This is a genomic window from uncultured Paraglaciecola sp., assembly GCF_963977085.1.
Taxonomy (GTDB): domain Bacteria; phylum Pseudomonadota; class Gammaproteobacteria; order Enterobacterales; family Alteromonadaceae; genus Paraglaciecola.
Map to the genome: position 1 here is coordinate 52,281 of NZ_CAXBNC010000015.1, position 18,514 is coordinate 70,794.

The 18,514-nt window shown below is 38.5% G+C and carries 19 protein-coding genes; 14 read left to right on the forward strand and 5 right to left on the reverse strand.

Annotation, left to right across the window (positions count from 1 at the left end; all coding sequences use genetic code 11):
• Window positions 1-42: 42 nt before the first annotated feature.
• Both yihI and AAC000_RS16215 read left to right on the forward strand, forming a co-directional pair.
• Entirely contained in the window at window positions 43-552 is a 510-nt protein-coding gene (gene yihI / locus AAC000_RS16210) for a Der GTPase-activating protein YihI (protein WP_339724061.1), read from the forward strand.
• A gap of 16 nt (window positions 553-568) precedes the next feature.
• Complete coding sequence (locus tag AAC000_RS16215; RefSeq protein ID WP_339724062.1) at window positions 569-1,015, forward strand: DUF2489 domain-containing protein; 447 nt, start codon at window positions 569-571, stop codon at window positions 1,013-1,015.
• A 19-nt stretch (window positions 1,016-1,034) separates the two neighbouring features.
• Here AAC000_RS16215 and AAC000_RS16220 read toward each other — a convergent pair whose 3' ends face one another.
• Window positions 1,035-1,616: a DNA-3-methyladenine glycosylase I gene (locus AAC000_RS16220; RefSeq protein ID WP_339724063.1), complete on the reverse strand. Its 582-nt coding sequence runs from the start codon at window positions 1,614-1,616 to the stop codon at window positions 1,035-1,037.
• A gap of 143 nt (window positions 1,617-1,759) precedes the next feature.
• On the opposite strand from AAC000_RS16220, the gene glyQ reads away from it, so the two are divergent.
• Genes glyQ through AAC000_RS16235 form a run of 3 tightly spaced genes read left to right on the forward strand, consistent with a single transcriptional unit; the run spans window position 1,760 to window position 5,212 of the window.
• Entirely contained in the window at window positions 1,760-2,665 is a 906-nt protein-coding gene (glyQ, locus tag AAC000_RS16225) for a glycine--tRNA ligase subunit alpha (protein ID WP_339724064.1), read from the forward strand.
• 2 nt (window positions 2,666-2,667) lie between these two features.
• Window positions 2,668-4,734: a glycine--tRNA ligase subunit beta gene (gene glyS / locus AAC000_RS16230; protein WP_339724065.1), complete on the forward strand. Its 2,067-nt coding sequence runs from the start codon at window positions 2,668-2,670 to the stop codon at window positions 4,732-4,734.
• 34 nt (window positions 4,735-4,768) lie between these two features.
• A complete protein-coding gene (locus tag AAC000_RS16235; RefSeq protein WP_339724067.1) occupies window positions 4,769-5,212 on the forward strand; it encodes a hypothetical protein in 444 nt (147 codons plus the stop codon).
• Window positions 5,213-5,269: 57 nt separating this feature from the next.
• On the opposite strand, the gene gyrB is transcribed toward AAC000_RS16235, so the two are convergent.
• Genes gyrB through dnaA form a run of 4 tightly spaced genes read right to left on the reverse strand, consistent with a single transcriptional unit; the run spans window position 5,270 to window position 11,340 of the window.
• Window positions 5,270-7,690, reverse strand: coding sequence for a DNA topoisomerase (ATP-hydrolyzing) subunit B (gene gyrB / locus AAC000_RS16240; RefSeq protein WP_339724068.1), 2,421 nt, complete (start codon window positions 7,688-7,690; stop codon window positions 5,270-5,272).
• A gap of 4 nt (window positions 7,691-7,694) precedes the next feature.
• Complete coding sequence (gene recF, locus AAC000_RS16245) at window positions 7,695-8,783, reverse strand: DNA replication/repair protein RecF (RefSeq protein ID WP_339724069.1); 1,089 nt, start codon at window positions 8,781-8,783, stop codon at window positions 7,695-7,697.
• A 28-nt stretch (window positions 8,784-8,811) separates the two neighbouring features.
• Window positions 8,812-9,915, reverse strand: coding sequence for a DNA polymerase III subunit beta (gene dnaN, locus AAC000_RS16250; protein ID WP_339724071.1), 1,104 nt, complete (start codon window positions 9,913-9,915; stop codon window positions 8,812-8,814).
• 18 nt (window positions 9,916-9,933) lie between these two features.
• Window positions 9,934-11,340, reverse strand: a complete 1,407-nt coding sequence (gene dnaA, locus AAC000_RS16255) for a chromosomal replication initiator protein DnaA (RefSeq protein WP_339724073.1) — start codon at window positions 11,338-11,340, stop codon at window positions 9,934-9,936.
• Between the two features lie 556 nt (window positions 11,341-11,896).
• Between dnaA and rpmH the strand changes: the two genes are divergently transcribed.
• From rpmH to AAC000_RS16300, 9 genes are all read left to right on the forward strand, one after another.
• Entirely contained in the window at window positions 11,897-12,031 is a 135-nt protein-coding gene (gene rpmH, locus AAC000_RS16260) for a 50S ribosomal protein L34 (RefSeq protein WP_007615483.1), read from the forward strand.
• 9 nt (window positions 12,032-12,040) lie between these two features.
• A complete protein-coding gene (rnpA, locus tag AAC000_RS16265) occupies window positions 12,041-12,409 on the forward strand; it encodes a ribonuclease P protein component (RefSeq protein ID WP_339724078.1) in 369 nt (122 codons plus the stop codon).
• Window positions 12,364-12,612: a membrane protein insertion efficiency factor YidD gene (yidD, locus tag AAC000_RS16270; protein WP_339724080.1), complete on the forward strand. Its 249-nt coding sequence runs from the start codon at window positions 12,364-12,366 to the stop codon at window positions 12,610-12,612. Before rnpA ends, yidD begins: the two co-directional genes overlap by 46 nt.
• A gap of 122 nt (window positions 12,613-12,734) precedes the next feature.
• A complete protein-coding gene (gene yidC / locus AAC000_RS16275) occupies window positions 12,735-14,369 on the forward strand; it encodes a membrane protein insertase YidC (RefSeq protein WP_339724081.1) in 1,635 nt (544 codons plus the stop codon).
• A gap of 106 nt (window positions 14,370-14,475) precedes the next feature.
• On the forward strand, window positions 14,476-14,958 hold the full coding sequence (locus AAC000_RS16280) for a YajQ family cyclic di-GMP-binding protein (RefSeq protein ID WP_339724083.1): 483 nt from the start codon (window positions 14,476-14,478) through the stop codon (window positions 14,956-14,958).
• An 8-nt stretch (window positions 14,959-14,966) separates the two neighbouring features.
• Window positions 14,967-16,349 carry a tRNA uridine-5-carboxymethylaminomethyl(34) synthesis GTPase MnmE gene (gene mnmE / locus AAC000_RS16285; protein ID WP_339724085.1) on the forward strand — a complete coding sequence of 461 codons (1,383 nt, stop codon included), beginning with the start codon at window positions 14,967-14,969 and terminating at the stop codon, window positions 16,347-16,349.
• 95 nt (window positions 16,350-16,444) lie between these two features.
• The gene (mioC, locus tag AAC000_RS16290) at window positions 16,445-16,891 is read left to right on the forward strand and encodes an FMN-binding protein MioC (RefSeq protein WP_339724087.1); all 447 of its coding nucleotides are present in this window, start codon (window positions 16,445-16,447) and stop codon (window positions 16,889-16,891) included.
• A gap of 17 nt (window positions 16,892-16,908) precedes the next feature.
• A complete protein-coding gene (locus AAC000_RS16295) occupies window positions 16,909-17,562 on the forward strand; it encodes a DnaT-like ssDNA-binding domain-containing protein (RefSeq protein ID WP_339724089.1) in 654 nt (217 codons plus the stop codon).
• Window positions 17,563-17,613: 51 nt separating this feature from the next.
• Window positions 17,614-18,438, forward strand: coding sequence for an ATP-binding protein (locus tag AAC000_RS16300; protein WP_339724091.1), 825 nt, complete (start codon window positions 17,614-17,616; stop codon window positions 18,436-18,438).
• The last annotated feature ends 76 nt before the right edge of the window (window positions 18,439-18,514 follow it).

The window sequence follows — 18,514 nt, forward strand, 5'->3', positions numbered from 1 at the left end:
AGGTAGAATCACGGCCATTATAAAGCCCTACACAGGTGATCTATGGCTAGGCAGAAAAAATCTCGTAAAGTTGGTAAAATTGGCGTATCTAAAACGCCGTCAAACGTGCGTAAACCTAATGAAAAACGGGTCAAAAAGCATTTAGGTAAACCCGCAGGCAGCCGTAACAACGAAGCAATTACTGAGAATCAAGGCCCTAAAAAGGTCAATAAAGATCCTCGCCATGGTAGTAAAAAGCCAGTTAGTTTAATTGTGGAATCAAAAACTCAAAAATCAGAACCTAAAAAAGTTAAGTATTTTTCTCCTACTCAAGAACTTGCTGCAATTGAACAAGATACACGTTTAGCTGCACTATTGGATAAAATTGATTTAGGTAAGAAAATTAGCAGAGAAGACCAGCAATTTGTTGATAAAACGTTGGCAAGGCATAAAGTGCTATGTGACCTACTCGGATTAAATGACGAAGCAGAAGAGCCTAAAGAATCGTCTGATGAACTAAACGATCTTTATTCAAAGTTTGAAGCTATTGATATTAATGATTTTAAAGATTAACTAGTAGTGTGTAATTATGAATGTAGTTGTTTTGCTTGTTGCCTTGGTTATTATTGCTTGTCTGGGTTTTTATGCAGGTTCGCTGCTATTTAAACTTAAAAAACAGCAGCAAGTTCGTATTCAAAAGACACAACAAAGAATAGATAACATTTCTCAAAGTATTCAGACTATTGCAAAAGCTATGGAACAACAGCAATGTAATTTGTCTGAAGGTTGTATCAGATTATTCCATCTTTTAGAGGCTTTACCTGTTAAGGATAAGCCGAATTTTTCACAAAAGTTTATTGGACTTTACTCACTTTACGAGCAGGTTAAAGACTTGCCTACTCATGAAGCGAGAAAAACACAAAGCAAAAAAGAAACTAAACAACAAGACTTACAAAGAGAAGAACTGGAAGCCCAGTTGGAATCGCAAGTATTAAAAGACGTTGCAGTGTTGAAAACTTTTAGCGCTTCATTCTAACTACCTAAAGTATAGGTAGTTAGCGCTTTGCATCTTGGCAGCTAACTTCATAACAAAAACAGTCTGTCGTATGGTCATTCACCATACCTACTGCTTGCATAAAGGCGTAACAGATTGTTGTGCCAACAAAAGAAAAGCCCTGTTTCTTAAGGGCTTTTGCCATCTTATCTGATTGTGTCGTTGAAGTAGGAACGACATTTTTTGTAGGCCAAGTATTGATGATGGTTTTACCCTCTACAAACTGCCAGATATAGTCACTAAATGATACACCTGACGCCTCAATTGACAAATAAGCCTTAGCGTTTTTTATAATGGATTGGATTTTTAAACGGTTTCGGACTATTCCCGAATTTTGCATTAAGCGCTCAACATCCTCATCTGTAAGCCTTGAGATTAGCTGTGGGTCAAAATTGAAAAAGGCAGCTTCATAATTGCTTTGTTTCTTTAATATGGTGATCCAACTAAGTCCTGCTTGCTGTCCATCAAGGCACAGTTTTGCAAACAACTCTTGGCTGTCGGTGACAGCCCTCCCCCATACTTGGTCATGATATGTTTGGTAAGTTTTATCTTCACTTACCCAACTACAGCGTATTTTTTCCATTTGATGCCCACTTCTCTATCTAAATGCTGTTTTAATCGCCTTTAAGCCTACATAGAGTCCACGACAAAAGGTATACTTGCCGGCGTTTTTTTAAAATTAATTATTCGACACGCCCTAAGGTGGCAGAGGAAATGCTAGAGAATATGCAAAAGTTTGATTGTAAGACATTTCAGGGACTCATTTTAGCGCTTCAAGATTATTGGGCGCGCCAGGGTTGCGTGATAATCCAACCCTTAGATATGGAAGTAGGTGCGGGTACTTTCCATCCGATGACGTTTCTAAGATCAATAGGCCCAGAGCCAATTAGTAGTGCCTATGTGCAACCTTGTAGACGTCCTACTGATGGTCGCTACGGTGAAAACCCTAATCGACTGCAACACTATTATCAGTTTCAGGTCATGCTTAAACCGTCACCGGACAATATTCAAGAGTTGTATTTGGGTTCATTGAAAGAGCTAGGTTTTGACCCACTTGTTCATGATATTCGATTTGTTGAAGATAACTGGGAATCACCTACATTAGGGGCCTGGGGTCTTGGTTGGGAAGTCTGGTTAAATGGCATGGAAGTGACACAATTCACCTATTTTCAACAAGTAGGTGGTCTTGAGTGCTCACCTGTTACCGGTGAAATAACTTATGGCCTAGAACGGTTGGCTATGTATATTCAAGGTGTAGACAGTATTTACGACCTCGTTTGGACTAATGGGCCAATGGGCACTGTGACTTACGGGGATGTATTCCATCAAAACGAAGTGGAACAGTCTGCTTATAACTTTGAACATGCTGATGTGGATGCCTTATTTGCCACATTTGACCAGTGTGAAAAAGACAGTGAAAAACTCATTGCAGCTAATTTGCCGCTACCGGCATATGAACAAGTGATGAAAGCGTCTCACGCGTTCAATCTTTTGGACGCTAGGCATGCCATTTCAGTAACAGAGCGGCAACGTTATATTTTAAGGGTAAGAACTCTTTCTAAGGCCTGCGCAAAAGTATATTACGAAGCGCGAGAAGCACTTGGCTTTCCAATGTGTAATAAGGAGAAGTAGCCATGCGAACTGATAATCTTTTAATTGAAATCGGCACAGAAGAATTACCACCTAAGTCATTGGCTAAGTTGGCACTAGCATTCAAGGATAATATACAGTCTGCATTTACAGACAACGACCTCACGTTCGACCAGGTTAATTGGTACGCTTCACCACGACGCCTAGCAGTCATAGTGGAAGGTTTATCTGAGTTTCAAGCAGACAAACATGTTGAAAAACGTGGTCCTGCTGTATCCGCAGCATTTGGAGAGGATGGCGAGCCCACCAAAGCCGCTCAAGGATGGGCACGATCTAATGGAATTGAAGTAAGCCAAGCTGAACGTTTAATAACGGAAAAAGGTGAATGGTTATTATTTCAAGCACAAGTCAAAGGACTGCCTATTAGTCAGCTCCTTAGTGATATGGTCGAGAATTCTTTAAAGGCACTGCCTATTCCAAAGCCTATGCGTTGGGGAACAAAATCAACACAGTTTATCCGCCCTATACACACTATCACTATGTTGTATGGTAGCGAACTAATCTCAGGTAAAGTATTAGACGTAGATTCAGCACGTTTGGTAAACGGCCACAGATTCCATACTAACGCCCCATTTGAACTGGACAACGCTGACAACTATTTAAGCCAACTCAAATCGCATTATGTTATTGCAGACTATGGTCATCGCAAAGCAATGATACTCGAACAAATTCAGAACTTAGCGGAACAGGAAAATGCTGTGGCTGACATCAATGAGGACCTGTTAGAAGAGGTGACTTCATTGGTCGAATGGCCAGTTGCGTTAATCGCTAATTTCGAAGAGTCATTTTTGGCGGTACCTAAAGAAGCCCTCATTTACACAATGAAAGATGACCAAAAATACTTTCCCTTACTGGATCTAAATGGTCAGTTAAAATCTAGATTTATTTTTATCACTAATATAGAAAGTAAAGATCCTCAAACTATCATAAGTGGTAACGAAAAAGTCATTCGCCCAAGGTTGGCTGATGCAGAGTTTTTCTTTAACACTGACAAAAAACAATCCTTAGGGTCACGTCTAGAGAGTTTAAAAACCGTATTGTTTCAGAAGCAATTAGGCACCGTTTATGAAAAATCGGAACGTATCGCAGCTATTGCTAAAAATATCGCTACAATGTTAGGCGCAGATCAGCAAGACGCCTATAGAGCGGGTTTGTTATGTAAAACCGACTTGATGACCAATATGGTCATGGAGTTCCCAGACGTTCAGGGTGTAATGGGTATGCATTACGCTAGAGTAGACGGGGAGTCGGAAGCGGTAGCATTAGCGTTAAATGAACAATATATGCCTCGCTTTGCAGGTGACAACCTGCCTACTTCTGAAGTCAGTCTATGTGTCGCCTTAGCAGATAAAATCGATACGCTGGTGGGTATTTTTGGCATTGGTCAAACACCTAAGGGTGATAAGGATCCCTTTGCCTTACGTCGCGCTTCTATTGGCGTATTGCGAATAATAGTAGAGAAAAATTTGCCTTTGGACTTAGTTGACCTAGTAGACGCATCTATCAGTACATTTGGCGATAAGATAAAGACCGACGGCCTGCAAGCCAAAGTAGTTGATTTTGTTCTTGCGCGATTCAAAGCTTGGTATGCGGAGCAAGGCATTGCTACTGGAGTTGTTCAAGCTGTGGCGGCTAACCGCCCTACTCGACCAGCTGATTTTGCAGCAAGAGTTGAAGCGGTAAAGTCCTTTAACACCTTAGAATCAGCTGAAGCACTGGCCGCTGCGAATAAGCGTGTCGCAAATATATTAGCTAAGAACATATTTAAGGAAGAATTGTCTCTTAACAAAGGTTTATTGCTAGAACCTGCTGAAATCGCCTTAGCGGACAGTTTAGAGTCTGTGGAAGCACGTATTCAACCTATGTTGGATAGTTCAGACTATACTAGTGCATTGGTTGTTTTAGCTGAACTTAGACAACCCATTGATGCATTTTTCGAAAATGTTATGGTTATGGCAGAGGATGAATCAATTAAGCGAAATAGATTAACGCTGTTATCTAGGCTTAGAGGATTGTTTTTATGTTGTGCAGATATATCAGTACTAAATTAATTTTAGTATCTGTATTTTAGGGCGTTAAACCAATATGAAGAAAATAGGTTTTGTATCTGTGGCCATTCTAGCTAGTTTATTTAGCGGTTGTGCAACAAATGTTATTGATAGTTTTAGCACAGAACGAAACTATGATGGACTCTATCTTAGGGGTGTTTTTTCTTGGTGGGAAGCCGATGAAAAGTATAAATTAGTAGAGGTGTCGGATCAGGTATATTCAACTTCAATTGAATTAATTGCTGATGGTCAGCCTTATGATTTTAAATTCGCAGATTCGAATTGGACGCCAGGGATGAATTGCGGCTACGCCAATGAATCCGATAGAGTGATTGTGGTTGGGGAGTCTGTCTCCTCTAATTGTGAAACTACAGATGAAAACTATCAGTTTACTCCTACAGAAACTGGTTTGTTCGAATTCACTATAGATTTTAGTGGATTTGGTGCACCTAAAGTGTCCATAGAAAATATAAGTCATTGATTTTTTAATAGAAAAAAGGCCGCTATACTAGCGGCCTTTTTTATTACTTTTAAATAACTATACGTCTAAGTTTGCAACTTTAAGTGCATTCTCTTCAATAAATGCTCTTCTAGGCTCAACGTGGTCACCCATTAAGGTTGTGAAGAGTTGATCGGCACCCACTGCGTCCTCTATTGTTACTTGAAGCATTCTGCGAGTACTAGGGTCCATTGTAGTTTCCCATAACTGACTTGGATTCATCTCCCCTAGCCCTTTATAACGCTGAATATATTGACCCCGTTTAGACTCGGCCATTAGCCAATCTAATGCATCCACAAAACTAGAAACAGATTTAGTTTTATCATTTCGCTGTACATAGCCACCTGATTCAATCATGCCATTTATAGCCTGATTAAGTGATTTAAGACGTTTGTATTCATTAGAGTTTACAAACTCATGGTCAATGCGATACTCGGTATCTATACCGTGTAATCTTATAATAATAACCACAAACCAATTGTTTCTTTCGGCGTTGTGACGAATTTCAAAAGAATAAGTTGCTCCGTCTATTTCATCAAAGGTCAAACCCTTAGTAAATTCTTCTGCGAAGTTAACGAGTTTCTGTTCGTCATTTACATCTTCAGGTTCAAGAGTTGGACTGTATACTAACTTGTTGAGTATCACTGCAGGCATCAGTCGACTGATACGTGCAATCATGGCCACTGTTTCTTGGTATTGCTTTACAAGACTTTCTAATGCCACACCAGAAATTGCAGGAGCGCTCTCGTTAACATGTAATGAAGCATTATCTAAGGCAATGGATGTCAAATACTTAGTTAAAGAATCATCATCTTTTAGATATTGTTCTTGTTTACCCTTTTTAGTTTTATAAAGTGGCGGTTGGGCAATATATATATAACCTCGTTCAATAATCTCTGGCATTTGACGATAGAAAAACGTCAATAGTAATGTACGAATATGTGATCCATCTACATCCGCATCTGTCATGATAATTATGCGATGATAACGTAATTTTTCAGGATTATATTCGTCACGACCTATTCCACAACCTAACGCAGTGATTAAAGTGGCAACCTCTTGAGACGAAAGCATTTTGTCAAAGCGCGCTTTTTCAACGTTTAGGATTTTCCCTTTAAGTGGTAAAATGGCTTGATTCTTACGATTACGCCCCTGCTTAGCAGATCCGCCAGCAGAGTCTCCTTCCACTATATAGAGTTCAGATAAAGCTGGATCTTTCTCTTGGCAATCAGCTAGCTTGCCAGGCAATCCAGCTAAGTCTAACGCACCTTTTCTTCGAGTCATTTCACGTGCTTTTCTTGCTGCGTCTCTGGCTCTTGCAGCATCTATAATTTTTCCAACAATGATTTTACTTTCAGTGGGGTTTTCCATTAAAAATTCATGAAGCCTTTCACCCATAGTGGTTTCTACCGCAGGCCTTACTTCAGAAGAAACTAACTTATCTTTGGTTTGTGATGAGAATTTTGGGTCCGGTACTTTTACTGAAATAATTGCGGTTAATCCTTCTCTGGCATCATCACCGCTTGTAGTTGTTTTTGCTTTTTTAGAAAGACCTTCTTTTTCCATATAGTTGTTAAGGGTACGAGTCAAAGCACCTCTGAAACCAGCTAAATGGCTTCCGCCATCTTTCTGTGGAATATTATTTGTAAAACAAAATACATTTTCTTGATAACTGTCATTCCATTGCATTGCTACTTCAACTGAAATTCCATCATCTCTATGCGAGTCAAAATAGAAAATTTTCTGATGAACTGGGGTTTTATTTTGATTTAGATATTCAATAAAAGCAGTTATCCCACCCTCATATTCAAAACGGTCAGCTTTTCCATCACGTTCGTCTTCAAGAATAATACACACACCAGAGTTTAGGAAAGATAACTCACGTAGTTTCTTAGCTAAAATATCATAGTGAAACTCAACATTTGTAAATGTCTCTTCACTTGGCCAAAAACGCAAGCTTGTTCCCGTCGCTTCTGATTCGCCAATAATAGCTAGAGGTTGTTGTGGCTCACCGTGTTGATACTCTTGTTCGTAAAGTTTGCCACCGCGACGTACTTGTAGCATTAATTTTTTTGATAGTGCATTTACTACAGATACACCTACTCCATGTAATCCACCGGACACTTTATACGAATTATCATCAAATTTACCACCCGCATGTAAAACGGTCATGATAACTTCGGCGGCGGAGACACCTTCTTCTTCGTGTAGTTCTGTAGGAATACCACGACCATCATCTTTTACTGAGACAGACCCATCAATATGTATTTTCACATTAATACTTGAACAATGTCCTGCAAGTGCTTCATCGATAGAGTTATCTACGACTTCAAAAACCATGTGGTGTAATCCGGTACCATCGTCTGTGTCACCAATATACATACCGGGTCTTTTCCTAACAGCATCAAGTCCTTTTAGTACCTTGATACTCGACGAATCATAAATATTTTCTTCTGACATTTAACTAAATCTCCTCTTTCACCTGGCCATGTTCCACGTGAAACACTTTTTTATCGTTATAGTTCTTTAAAAAATCTAGTTGTTTGATATCTATTGCGGTCACAAACAACTGGGTATCTGTAGTGTTTAACCTTGAAATAAACACTTTTCTTTTCTCTTCATCTAATTCGGCTCCTACGTCGTCCAACAAAAATATTGAGCTCTTTGAAGTTTGTTGATGTAGGTATTGTGTCTGCGCAAGCTGCATACCCGCCACTAACATTCTAAGCTGCCCTCTAGACAAAATCTCATGGGCATTAGCCCCTTGAGTTTTAATCCTTAAATCTGCTTTGTGAGGTCCAACACTTAGGAAACCATATTTTTGATCACGTAGGCGATTTTTTAAAACTGATTCTGCTAATGTAGAGCCCTTTTCCCATCCCCTATAATACGAAATTTCGAAGGAAAACTCAGGTAAAAAGTCCTTTAAATTGGCATTAATTAGCTGCATTAGATGATCGTTTAGTAAACATTCTCGATTTGCACTAATTGTTTCCCCTCTCTCACAAAGTAGATCATTCCAATAGCTTAAATTCTGGTCTGGCTGATGTTTTTTATACAACGAATTCAAATGCTTGAGGCTTTTGTTAAAAACCTGAAAGTCTAAATTAAAAGATTGTTCCACGTGAAACAACACCCAATCTAAGTAGCGTCTTCGCAGCTTAGGTGCGCCCAATAACAAATCTGAACTCTGGGGTGTAAATATCTGGATCGGCAAATGACTGGCTAAATCAGTGGCTCGTTTAGATTTCTGGCCGTTAATATTAACGATACAACTATCATCCATTAGTCTACTTATACCGAACTTTTGCTGCTTTTCATTCTCAACAACAGTTGAGCAAAAAACAGTAAACCCCGCCTTTTCATGACTAATCACATTTTTGTGTTTATGGGTTCGAAAGGAACGAGCATATCCCAGATAATGTAAGGCTTCTAAAATAGATGATTTACCACTGCCGTTTTCCCCAAGAAACAAGTTTAAGTTTCCATGGGCTATAAGTGACAAATCATCGATATTTCTAAAATTTTTGATCTGGAGCTTGTCCAGTTTCATAGATAACGCAACTTCGAATAAGAACTAATTACAATCTCATTGGCATTATAACGTAAAGAGCAGAATCATCCTTCGCATCCTCAATTAATGCACTACTATTTGAGTCGGCTAATGTAATTCGCACATCTTCACAGCTCAGTCCGTTCATAACATCAATCAAATAAGCCACATTAAACCCTATCTCTAAACTATCTCCCTGATAATCTACATCTACTATTTCTTCAGCTTCTTCTTGCTCTGGGTTGTTTGCGGTAATTTTAAGTTCGCTATTGGAGAGATTTAAACGCACGCCTCTAAACTTTTCGTTAGATAAAATAGACGCTCTAGAAAACGCATGTTTCAATACGTCTTTACTAGACTCTATCTTCTTATCACCATCTTTTGGCAATACACGCCTATAATCTGGGAAGCGCCCGTCTACCAACTTACTAGTAAATATGAAATCAGTTGAAAAAATCCTAATATGATTTGAACCAACCTGAACTTTGACCAACTTATCATTATCTTCAATCAAACGAAGTATTTCTAACACACCTTTACGGGGGATAATAACTTGGCGATTAGGCAATGTGGCACTAGTATAGTTTAGTCGACACAAGGCCAACCTATGTCCATCAGTTGCAACAGTGCGAATAAGATTATCTTCCGTCTCAAGTGACATACCATTAAGATAATAACGCACATCCTGTTGAGCCATACAAAAATGTGTACTGTCTATAAGCCGTTTTAAATCGGATTGAGGTATCTCAAACTCCAACTCACCCTGCCAGTCCTCAAGATTTGGATAATCATCTGCTGACAACGTAGATAGGCTATATTTACTGCGACCTGATTTAAGTAAAGCTTTATTGGCCTCCACACTAAAATCAATACTACTACCTTCGTTTAACCCTCTACATATATCTAGCAATTTCTTAGCAGGAACAGTAATTTCGCCTTCTACGAATTCCCCACTCAATGTGACATTAGAAATCAGTTCAACCTCTAAATCCGTACCAGTTAACCACAGTGAGTTATCACTAACTTTAATCAATACATTTGATAGTATGGGTAGTGTATGGCGGCGCTCGACTGCGCCAGAAACCAACTGAAGTGGCTGTAAGAAGTTTTCCCTACTGATGCTAAATTTCATCTTTTTACTCGTGAATTTTTATGAAGATAATGTGCGAATCAAGTTCTGATAGTCTTCTTTTATATCATGACTTTCTTCCCTTAGCTGCACTATTTTTCGGCAGGCGTGTAATACAGTAGTATGATCGCGACCACCGAACGCATCACCAATCTCTGGCAAGCTATGGTTAGTTAGTTCTTTAGACAAAGCCATCGCCATTTGCCTAGGTCTGGCAACACTACGACTGCGTCGTTTTGACAAAATGTCTGCCATTTTAATTTTATAATATTCTGCTACGGTTTTTTGAATGTTATCGATCGTGACCAACTTCTCTTGAAGCGCCAAAAGATCACGAAGTGCTTCTCTAACAAAATCAATAGTTATAGGACGACCCGTAAAGTTAGCATTGGCAATCACTCGATTTAATGCGCCCTCAAGCTCTCGGACATTTGACCGCAATCGTTTGGCAATAAAAAACGCCACTTCATCAGGCAAGAATATTTTATTCTCCACCGCCTTGCGCATCAAAATGGCCACTCGAGTTTCTAATTCGGGAGGCTCAATGGCAATGGTTAATCCCCAACCAAATCGTGATTTTAAGCGATCTTCGACACCGACTATCTCTTTTGGATAACGATCTGAAGTCAAGATGATTTGCTGGTTACCTTCTAATAAAGCATTAAAAGTATGAAAAAACTCTTCTTGAGATCGCTCTTTATTAGCAAAAAATTGAATGTCATCAATAAGCAAAGCGTCAACAGAACGGTAATAACGCTTAAATTCTTCAATCGCATTGTTTTGTAGCGCTTTAACCATGTCTTGAACAAAACGCTCAGAATGCATATAAACAACAGTAGCGTTTTTCTTTTTGTCCATAATGCCATTACCAACAGCATGTAATAAATGGGTTTTACCTAAACCCGTACCGCCATAAATAAATAAAGGATTATAAGCGCCACCTGGGTTATCAGCTACTTGTTGAGAGGCAGCTCTTGCCAGTTGGTTCGATTTACCCTCAACAAAATTATCAAACTTATAAGTTAAATTAATATTACTTTTATGGGTTGCCGCGATTGGTAAACTACTTGTTGTATTTGAACCTGCAGCTGAAGGAGTCGGCGAAGTGAAAGGATTATTTTTAATTTGCCCACTTTGTTCAACCGCCATTGGAGCGCTACTTGCGCTAAACTTCATACTGGCATCGATATTGGCTACTTTTACTTCGAAACGCAACTGGGGCACTTTATCCCCACAAAACTCTGCTAATAAATTATTAATTTGTGAAAAATATTTATCTCTCACCCAATCCAAAACAAAACGATTAGGAGCAAAAAGCGTTAAGTAGGGCTCAGCATGCTCGGCCTGAAGAGGTCTTATCCACATACTAAACTGTTGAATAGGTAAATCCTGTTGCAACCTATCAAGACACTGATTCCATATAGACATCAAAAAAAACGACTCCATCCTTATAAACAAAGGTCAAAATAAGGTAAAAAAGGAATTACAAAACAAAAGCGAAAAGTAATAGTTGTAGTAATATTAAGCAGCTAAAAGCCAAACTTAAAACTGACTGTGAATTATCTCGCTAATCACCTTGCTAACGCAACCTACATTTTAAATTAATTTAAAAATAACTTAAAAAAGATTATATCCTATTGTTTTAATAGAACTTTTTATAAACATAGCATTAACAACAAATTGCATGCACCGAAAATTTCAACCCGCATATTTAATGCCAAAAATTCAAATTAAAATAAATAAATCACTGATTAATTAGGCTGCCTGTGGATAAAATGAACATTTCTAATAGTTATCATATTTATAAGAGATTTAAACTTAGCCTTCTATAAATATAGAATGCTTATTACTTAGAGTTATTGATTGACAAGATGCAAAGTGATCTCTATTATTCAGCGTCATTTTTGAGCACGGTGATTATCGCCAAATGGTTATCATATAAATGCTCATTTTGTTTAAACCTTATGTATAGCGGGACTAGGTCATGAAAAGAACTTTTCAACCAAGCAACTTAAAGCGTAAGCGTTCACACGGTTTTCGTGCCCGTATGGCGACTAAAAATGGCCGCAAGGTTATTGCCAATCGTCGTGCTAAAGGCCGTGCGCGTTTATCAGCTTAATTATCCAAGGTGGGTGAAAATCATTTTTCTCGGGAGCTAAGGCTACTTACTCCCACCCACTTTGAATATGTCTTCAGTAATGCAATTCCATCCGTATCACCTCAAATTACCCTATTAGCCAGAGTTAACACTGTAAATAATCCTCGTTTAGGCATCACTTTAGCTAAAAAAAGAGTTAAACATGCACACGATAGAAATAGACTTAAACGTGTCATTCGCGAGAGTTTTCGTTTACAACGTCATTCATTTCCAAATATTGATATAGTGGTAGTAGGTAAAAGTGGATTAGATAAACTTTCGAATCAGGAATTATTTTCTTTGCTGAGTAAATTATGGAAAAAATTAGCGTCGCGCTGCGAAAAATCCCAATCGGTATAATAAAGCTCTATCAAATAGTGCTTTCACCGATGTTAGGGCCTACATGTAGGTTCCATCCTAGTTGCTCATATTACGCAATTGACGCTATTACTAAACACGGATTGATAAAAGGTTGTTGGTTATCTACCAAACGCATACTAAAATGCCATCCACTCAATGATGGTGGTTATGATCCCGTGCCAGAAAAAAAGAAAAATAAGTAATGATTTTAATAATTATGCCCTCATAAATAAGCAGGTCATAAGTAAAACAGTAACATCGCCGTGGTTTAATGTTTTGACATGAATAAGTCACACACATAATAAATAGTTAATTAGAGTATTTTATGGAATCCCAACGCAGTTTTTTATTGATTGGCCTCGCTATGGTCGGCTTTTTATTATGGCAACAATGGCAATTAGATTACGGTCCTAAGCCAGTTGCCCCAGAAGTAACTTCTGAACAAAGTAATACTGAACTAGATATGCCTAGTGCCGAAGATGTACCCGTTGTTTCGATTGATGGGCAAACCTTAGTCCCTAAATCCACTCAAGGTGGGAAAATCATATCAGTCATTACCGACACCCTTATTCTTAGTATTGATACGAAGGGTGGTGATGTTGTTGCAGCCAATCTCGCTAAATTTCCAGTTGAACAAAACTCTACAGAGTCATATAGCATATTAAGACCCAGTGGAGACGCATTACATATAGCGCAAAGTGGCTTAATTGGTCCTGATGGCACGGATAGTAAAGGTCGTCCCACTTACACCACGACGCAAGATAGCTATACACTTGAAGGCGACACACTCACCGTCCCTCTAGAATTAATAACACCTCAAGGTATACAAGTTACTAAAAATTTCGTGTTTACCCGAGGTAGCCATAAAATAGATGTAATTTATAACGTTAAAAACAACACAAGCAATCCCAAAAGCGTCATTCCATTCGGACAACTTAAACAGAGCATGCTAGGTGAAAGCGGCAGTATGTTTATGCCTGTTTATCGCGGTGGCGCCTATTCAACTGAAGAAGACAAATACGAAAAATTTGCTTTTGATGACATGACTGATAACAATCTTCGAGAAACTACCAAAGCCGGTTGGGCAGCAATGATAGAACACTACTTCGTGTCTGCATGGGTGCCACCACAAGACCAAACCAACAAGTTATTCAGTGTAATCAAACAAAATACCAATGCAGTAATTGGCTTTACAGGTGAAACAGTTGTAATCCAACCTGGTGAAACAGCAGATATCACTAATATTTTATACCTAGGTCCAAAAGACCAAGACACATTAGCGGGTATCGCCAGAGGTCTTGATTTAACTGTAGATTATGGCTTCTTATTCATGATATCTCAGCCACTTTTCTCATTCCTGCAATTTATTCAGAGTCTAGTTGGTAACTGGGGATTTTCTATCATCCTTATTACCATAGTCGTTAAAGGGGCAATGTATCCCCTGACCAAAAAACAATATGAATCTATGGCAAAGATGCGTGCATTAAAACCTAAAATGGATGCACTAAAAGAACGTTATGGTGATGACAAACAAAAAATGCAAAAAGCCATGATGGAAATGTATAAGAAGGATAAGGTAAACCCTATGGGTGGCTGTTTCCCTCTTCTGCTTCAAATGCCAATTTTCTTAGCTTTGTATTGGGTACTATTAGAAAGTGTTGAATTAAGACACGCCGATTTTATCTTCTGGATCACCGATTTAAGCGCCAAAGACCCCTTCTTTGTATTGCCTATCTTAACCGGCGCCAGTATGTATCTATTACAAAAACTACAACCTATGACCATGACTGACCCTATGCAGCAAAAAATCATGCAGTTTATGCCGGTAGCCATGAGTTTGTTCTTCTTTATATTCCCAGCAGGTTTAGTACTTTACTGGTTGATAAGTAACATTATTACTTTGATTCAAGCTAAAATAATCTACGCTTCAATGGAAAAACGTGGCTTAAAGACCAAGTAAATTCAACACTTTATTTTAAAGCCCGTTTTATGCTTAATTAAGCTATAAAACGGGCTTTTTTGTAAATACAATAAATAGACATCCTCTAGAAAGTATAGGAATCCATATGCCATCATTAGATATAGTTTCAGAAATTGATTTACCCGAATTACTTAATGCTGTCGACAACGCCAATAGGGAATTAAGCACCCGTTTTGATTTTAGAGGCGTCGAAGCAAGTTTCGAGTTAAAAGATACAATAGTCACTATGACCGCTGACAATGATTTCCAACTCAAACAGATGCTCGATATTCTAAGAGGCACCTGTGTAAAACGTAATGTAGACACTGCGGCCTTTGAAGAAAAAGACGTACAGCACATAGGTAAAATTTACAAACAAGCCATAGCCTTTAAACAAGGTATCGAACAGCCCGTAGCCAAAAAGCTGATTAAACTAATCAAAGATGCAAAACTAAAAGTGCAAGCGCAAATTCAAGGAGAACAAGTACGAGTCACAGGTAAAAAACGCGACGATTTGCAACAAGTTATGGCATTGGCAAGAGAAGCTGATTTAGAACAGCCACTACAATTTACTAACTTTAGAGACTAACTAATTATATGACAGCTACTGGATTATCATCTCAACAAGATACTATTGTTGCTCAAGCTACTGCCCCTGGTCGAGGTGGTGTCGGGATAATCCGAATTTCTGGTAATCTAGCTAGTACTGTTGCGCAAATAATATTAGGTAAATTACCGGAAGTACGAAAAGCGGAATATTTACCTTTCTCTGATAACAACAATATCCTTATAGACCAAGGAATAGCACTATTTTTTAAAGCCCCAAACTCCTTTACCGGTGAAGATGTTCTTGAGCTACAAGGTCATGGTGGGCAAGTCGTGTTAGACATGTTGCTGAATGCTATTTTAAAAATACCCGAGTTACGCATTGCTCGACCCGGCGAATTTAGTGAGCGGGCTTTCTTAAATGACAAACTAGACTTGGCCCAAGCTGAAGCCATAGCTGACCTCATTGATGCCAGTTCTGAACAGGCAGCAAAAGGGGCGTTACGATCATTACAAGGCGCGTTTTCGCAACATATTCATTCATTAGTTGAGCAAGTGATTCACTTGCGTATGTATGTCGAAGCCGCTATCGATTTCCCCGATGAAGAAATCGATTTTTTAAGTGATGGAAAAATTCAAAAAGACTTAGAAAATATTATCCACTCCTTTGAAAGTTTGCGACAACAAACCAAACAAGGTGCCCTACTAAGAGAGGGTATGCGAGTCGTTATTGCTGGAAAACCTAACGCCGGTAAATCCAGTTTACTGAATGCCTTGGCAGGAAAAGATGCAGCTATAGTCACAGATATTGCTGGCACTACCCGTGATGTACTCAAAGAACATATCCATATTGATGGTATGCCATTACATATAATTGATACAGCGGGCTTAAGGGATAGCCCAGACAAAGTCGAAAAAATAGGTATAGAACGCGCCTGGCAAGAAATTCGCCAAGCCGATCGTGTGTTATTTATGTTGGACAGTACTGAGTCTGCAGAAACCCACCCCGAAAAAATTTGGCCAGAGTTTTATCATCAACTTCCCCAAAATATTGGTCTTAGTGTGATCCGCAATAAAATAGACCTATCAAATGAAACTATTGGTTTTGATGATAGCGGCGATTACCCCGTTATTTCGCTATCCGCTAGCAATGAACTTGGACTCAACTTATTAACTGAACACCTAAAAGATTGTATGGGTTTTAATGCAAGCTCTGAAGGTCAGTTTATAGCGCGTAGACGTCATTTAGATGCCATAGACAGAGCTGCAGAACACTTATATTTAGGAAAACACCAACTAGAAGATAACCTTGCTGGTGAATTACTTGCCGAGGAATTACGAATTACTCAGCAACACCTAAATGAAATCACTGGTGAGTTCAGCTCAGACGACTTACTCACCAAAATATTTTCTTCTTTTTGCATTGGTAAATAGTAAAATTAGGTAGCCTTTAAATATCGAATTAGGCGTGGTGATCTATTAGCCACAATGTACAATGTTAAAAACATCAGAAACTAAATAGTAAATTAATGGCTAAGTTTGAAATTATAGTTGGCAGTGTTCTTGGTGCAAGTGAATATGTCGCAGACGCACTTCAAGAAACCCTATTAAGCCAAACACATAGCGTAGCTGTACATTTGACCCCTGAGTTAAATAACTTAGATCAAAGTGCTACTTGGCTAATTTGTACGTCTACACATGGTGCCGGTGACTTACCAGACAACATCCAAGCTTTTGCTGAACAATTAAAAACCTTAAATTTATCCAAAGTGACGTTTTTAGTTATTGGTTTAGGTGATAGCAGTTACGACACTTATTGTTACGGCTCCATTCAGATGGAAAATATTTTGCTAAATGCAGGCGCAAAACTTCTATGCCCTGCCCTGCATATTGACGTACTCAATCATCCTATACCTGAGGATGTAGCTGTTGAATGGCTTCAAAGTTGGCTAAATACCCATGAACAATCGGCATAATCTCTCAAAGTACCTGTATGCAATTTAACCAAGCAGAACAAACAGCCCTACTGCAAGCTTTGAGTAATGACGCACGTACATTGTATATACTCGGTATAAAACCCACGGTAAACGAATCTACTGGCACAACAACACCATTAAACTACAAATCATTGTTATCCCTTTTAAATGCCAAAGAAGAAAAATTTACTTTGGGGCGACAGGTCAATAGCTTAATTAAAGAGCTATTAAGTGTGGGTTTAGTCAATTTTCAAAGCGAAGTCGAACTGAATCATAGTTTTAACGGTAAAACGCTTGCACTACCATTGACCACCATGAAAGTTGATGAATATTCAAAGTTACACCTAAATTGGCATAAAATGCATCTTGATTGGTTACCTAATCAAAAATTGTTGGGTGATTTAGCAAAACTACTGGGCATTATCGATTATGATTATAATAGTAGTGAGTTAGGTGATTTTATTGCCTATTGGTTGGGTCGGCCGGAATCACAATTTAGCGAGTATCAATGGACCCAAAAATTTGTATTTAACCTAAAGAAAATACGCTTAGCTCATGGTTTTAAAAATGTACAAAAAGTGGGTCAACAAGTCGTGCAAACTAAAGCAGGTATTTTAGCTGACGACAATGCTAAAAATTTAGTGGCCAAATATAGTAAAACTAAAACATAGTAAAAAGACACAAAGTAAGTTTCATATTTATCAATCGGAATAATATAACTCGTGGACAGCATTAAAGATAAAATTCAAAGACTAGGTAAAGCACTAGGTCGTCAATATGTTCCTGAAAAATATACCCAATATTCCGACTTAAGATCTGAATATGAGGCTTTAGCCAATCGTGACGTAAAACAGCTACAACGAGAAGGTAAAAAACAACGTATCCAAGATATTCAGGGGCGCTCAGAACTGAATCCAAAATGGACCTTTGCCAACTTAATTGAAGACAGCCATGATGTAATTGAAGCGGTCAGTATTGCCAAGTCTTTTATCGCAGCTCATGAAGATATGAATTGGCGAAAAAGCGGTGCACACATGATGATTTTTTACGGTGACTACGGCCGTGGCAAATCCCATACTGCCGGTGCTATTGCTCATGAACTCATTGAACAATATGAAATCTCCGTTTTATACAGACAATTATCTACCATCCTAGAAATGCGTTTCTTTTCTTATGATTACAATGCCCAAGATAATGTTGGCCAAAAATTCCGTGAAATAAATCAAGAATTACTGGATGTAGATTTATTGATACTTGATGAAGTATGCGTAAATGAGAGTGTTTTAAAGAAAAATGCCCAAAGTTGGCTGGGTAATGTTTTAAGACAAAGGCTAGCAAATAATAAAAACTGTATCATGATCACTAATCACAATCTTGCTGAGCTAGAAAACGCTTTAGGTCGCTATTGTTTTGAATCAATCAAAGAATACGATACCTACAAAGTAAAGTTCTCGGGTCCAAGCAGACGTAAAGAAATAATTCCCACTCAACCTGAACCACAACAGGTTCAATCTACATCTGGTTATCGTCCGAACCAGGTTAAATAAATACCACCTATCAAAAATATCGGGTTTAAACTTTTTACTGATTAAACGCGTCTCATCCTTTGTTAACTGAATTAGA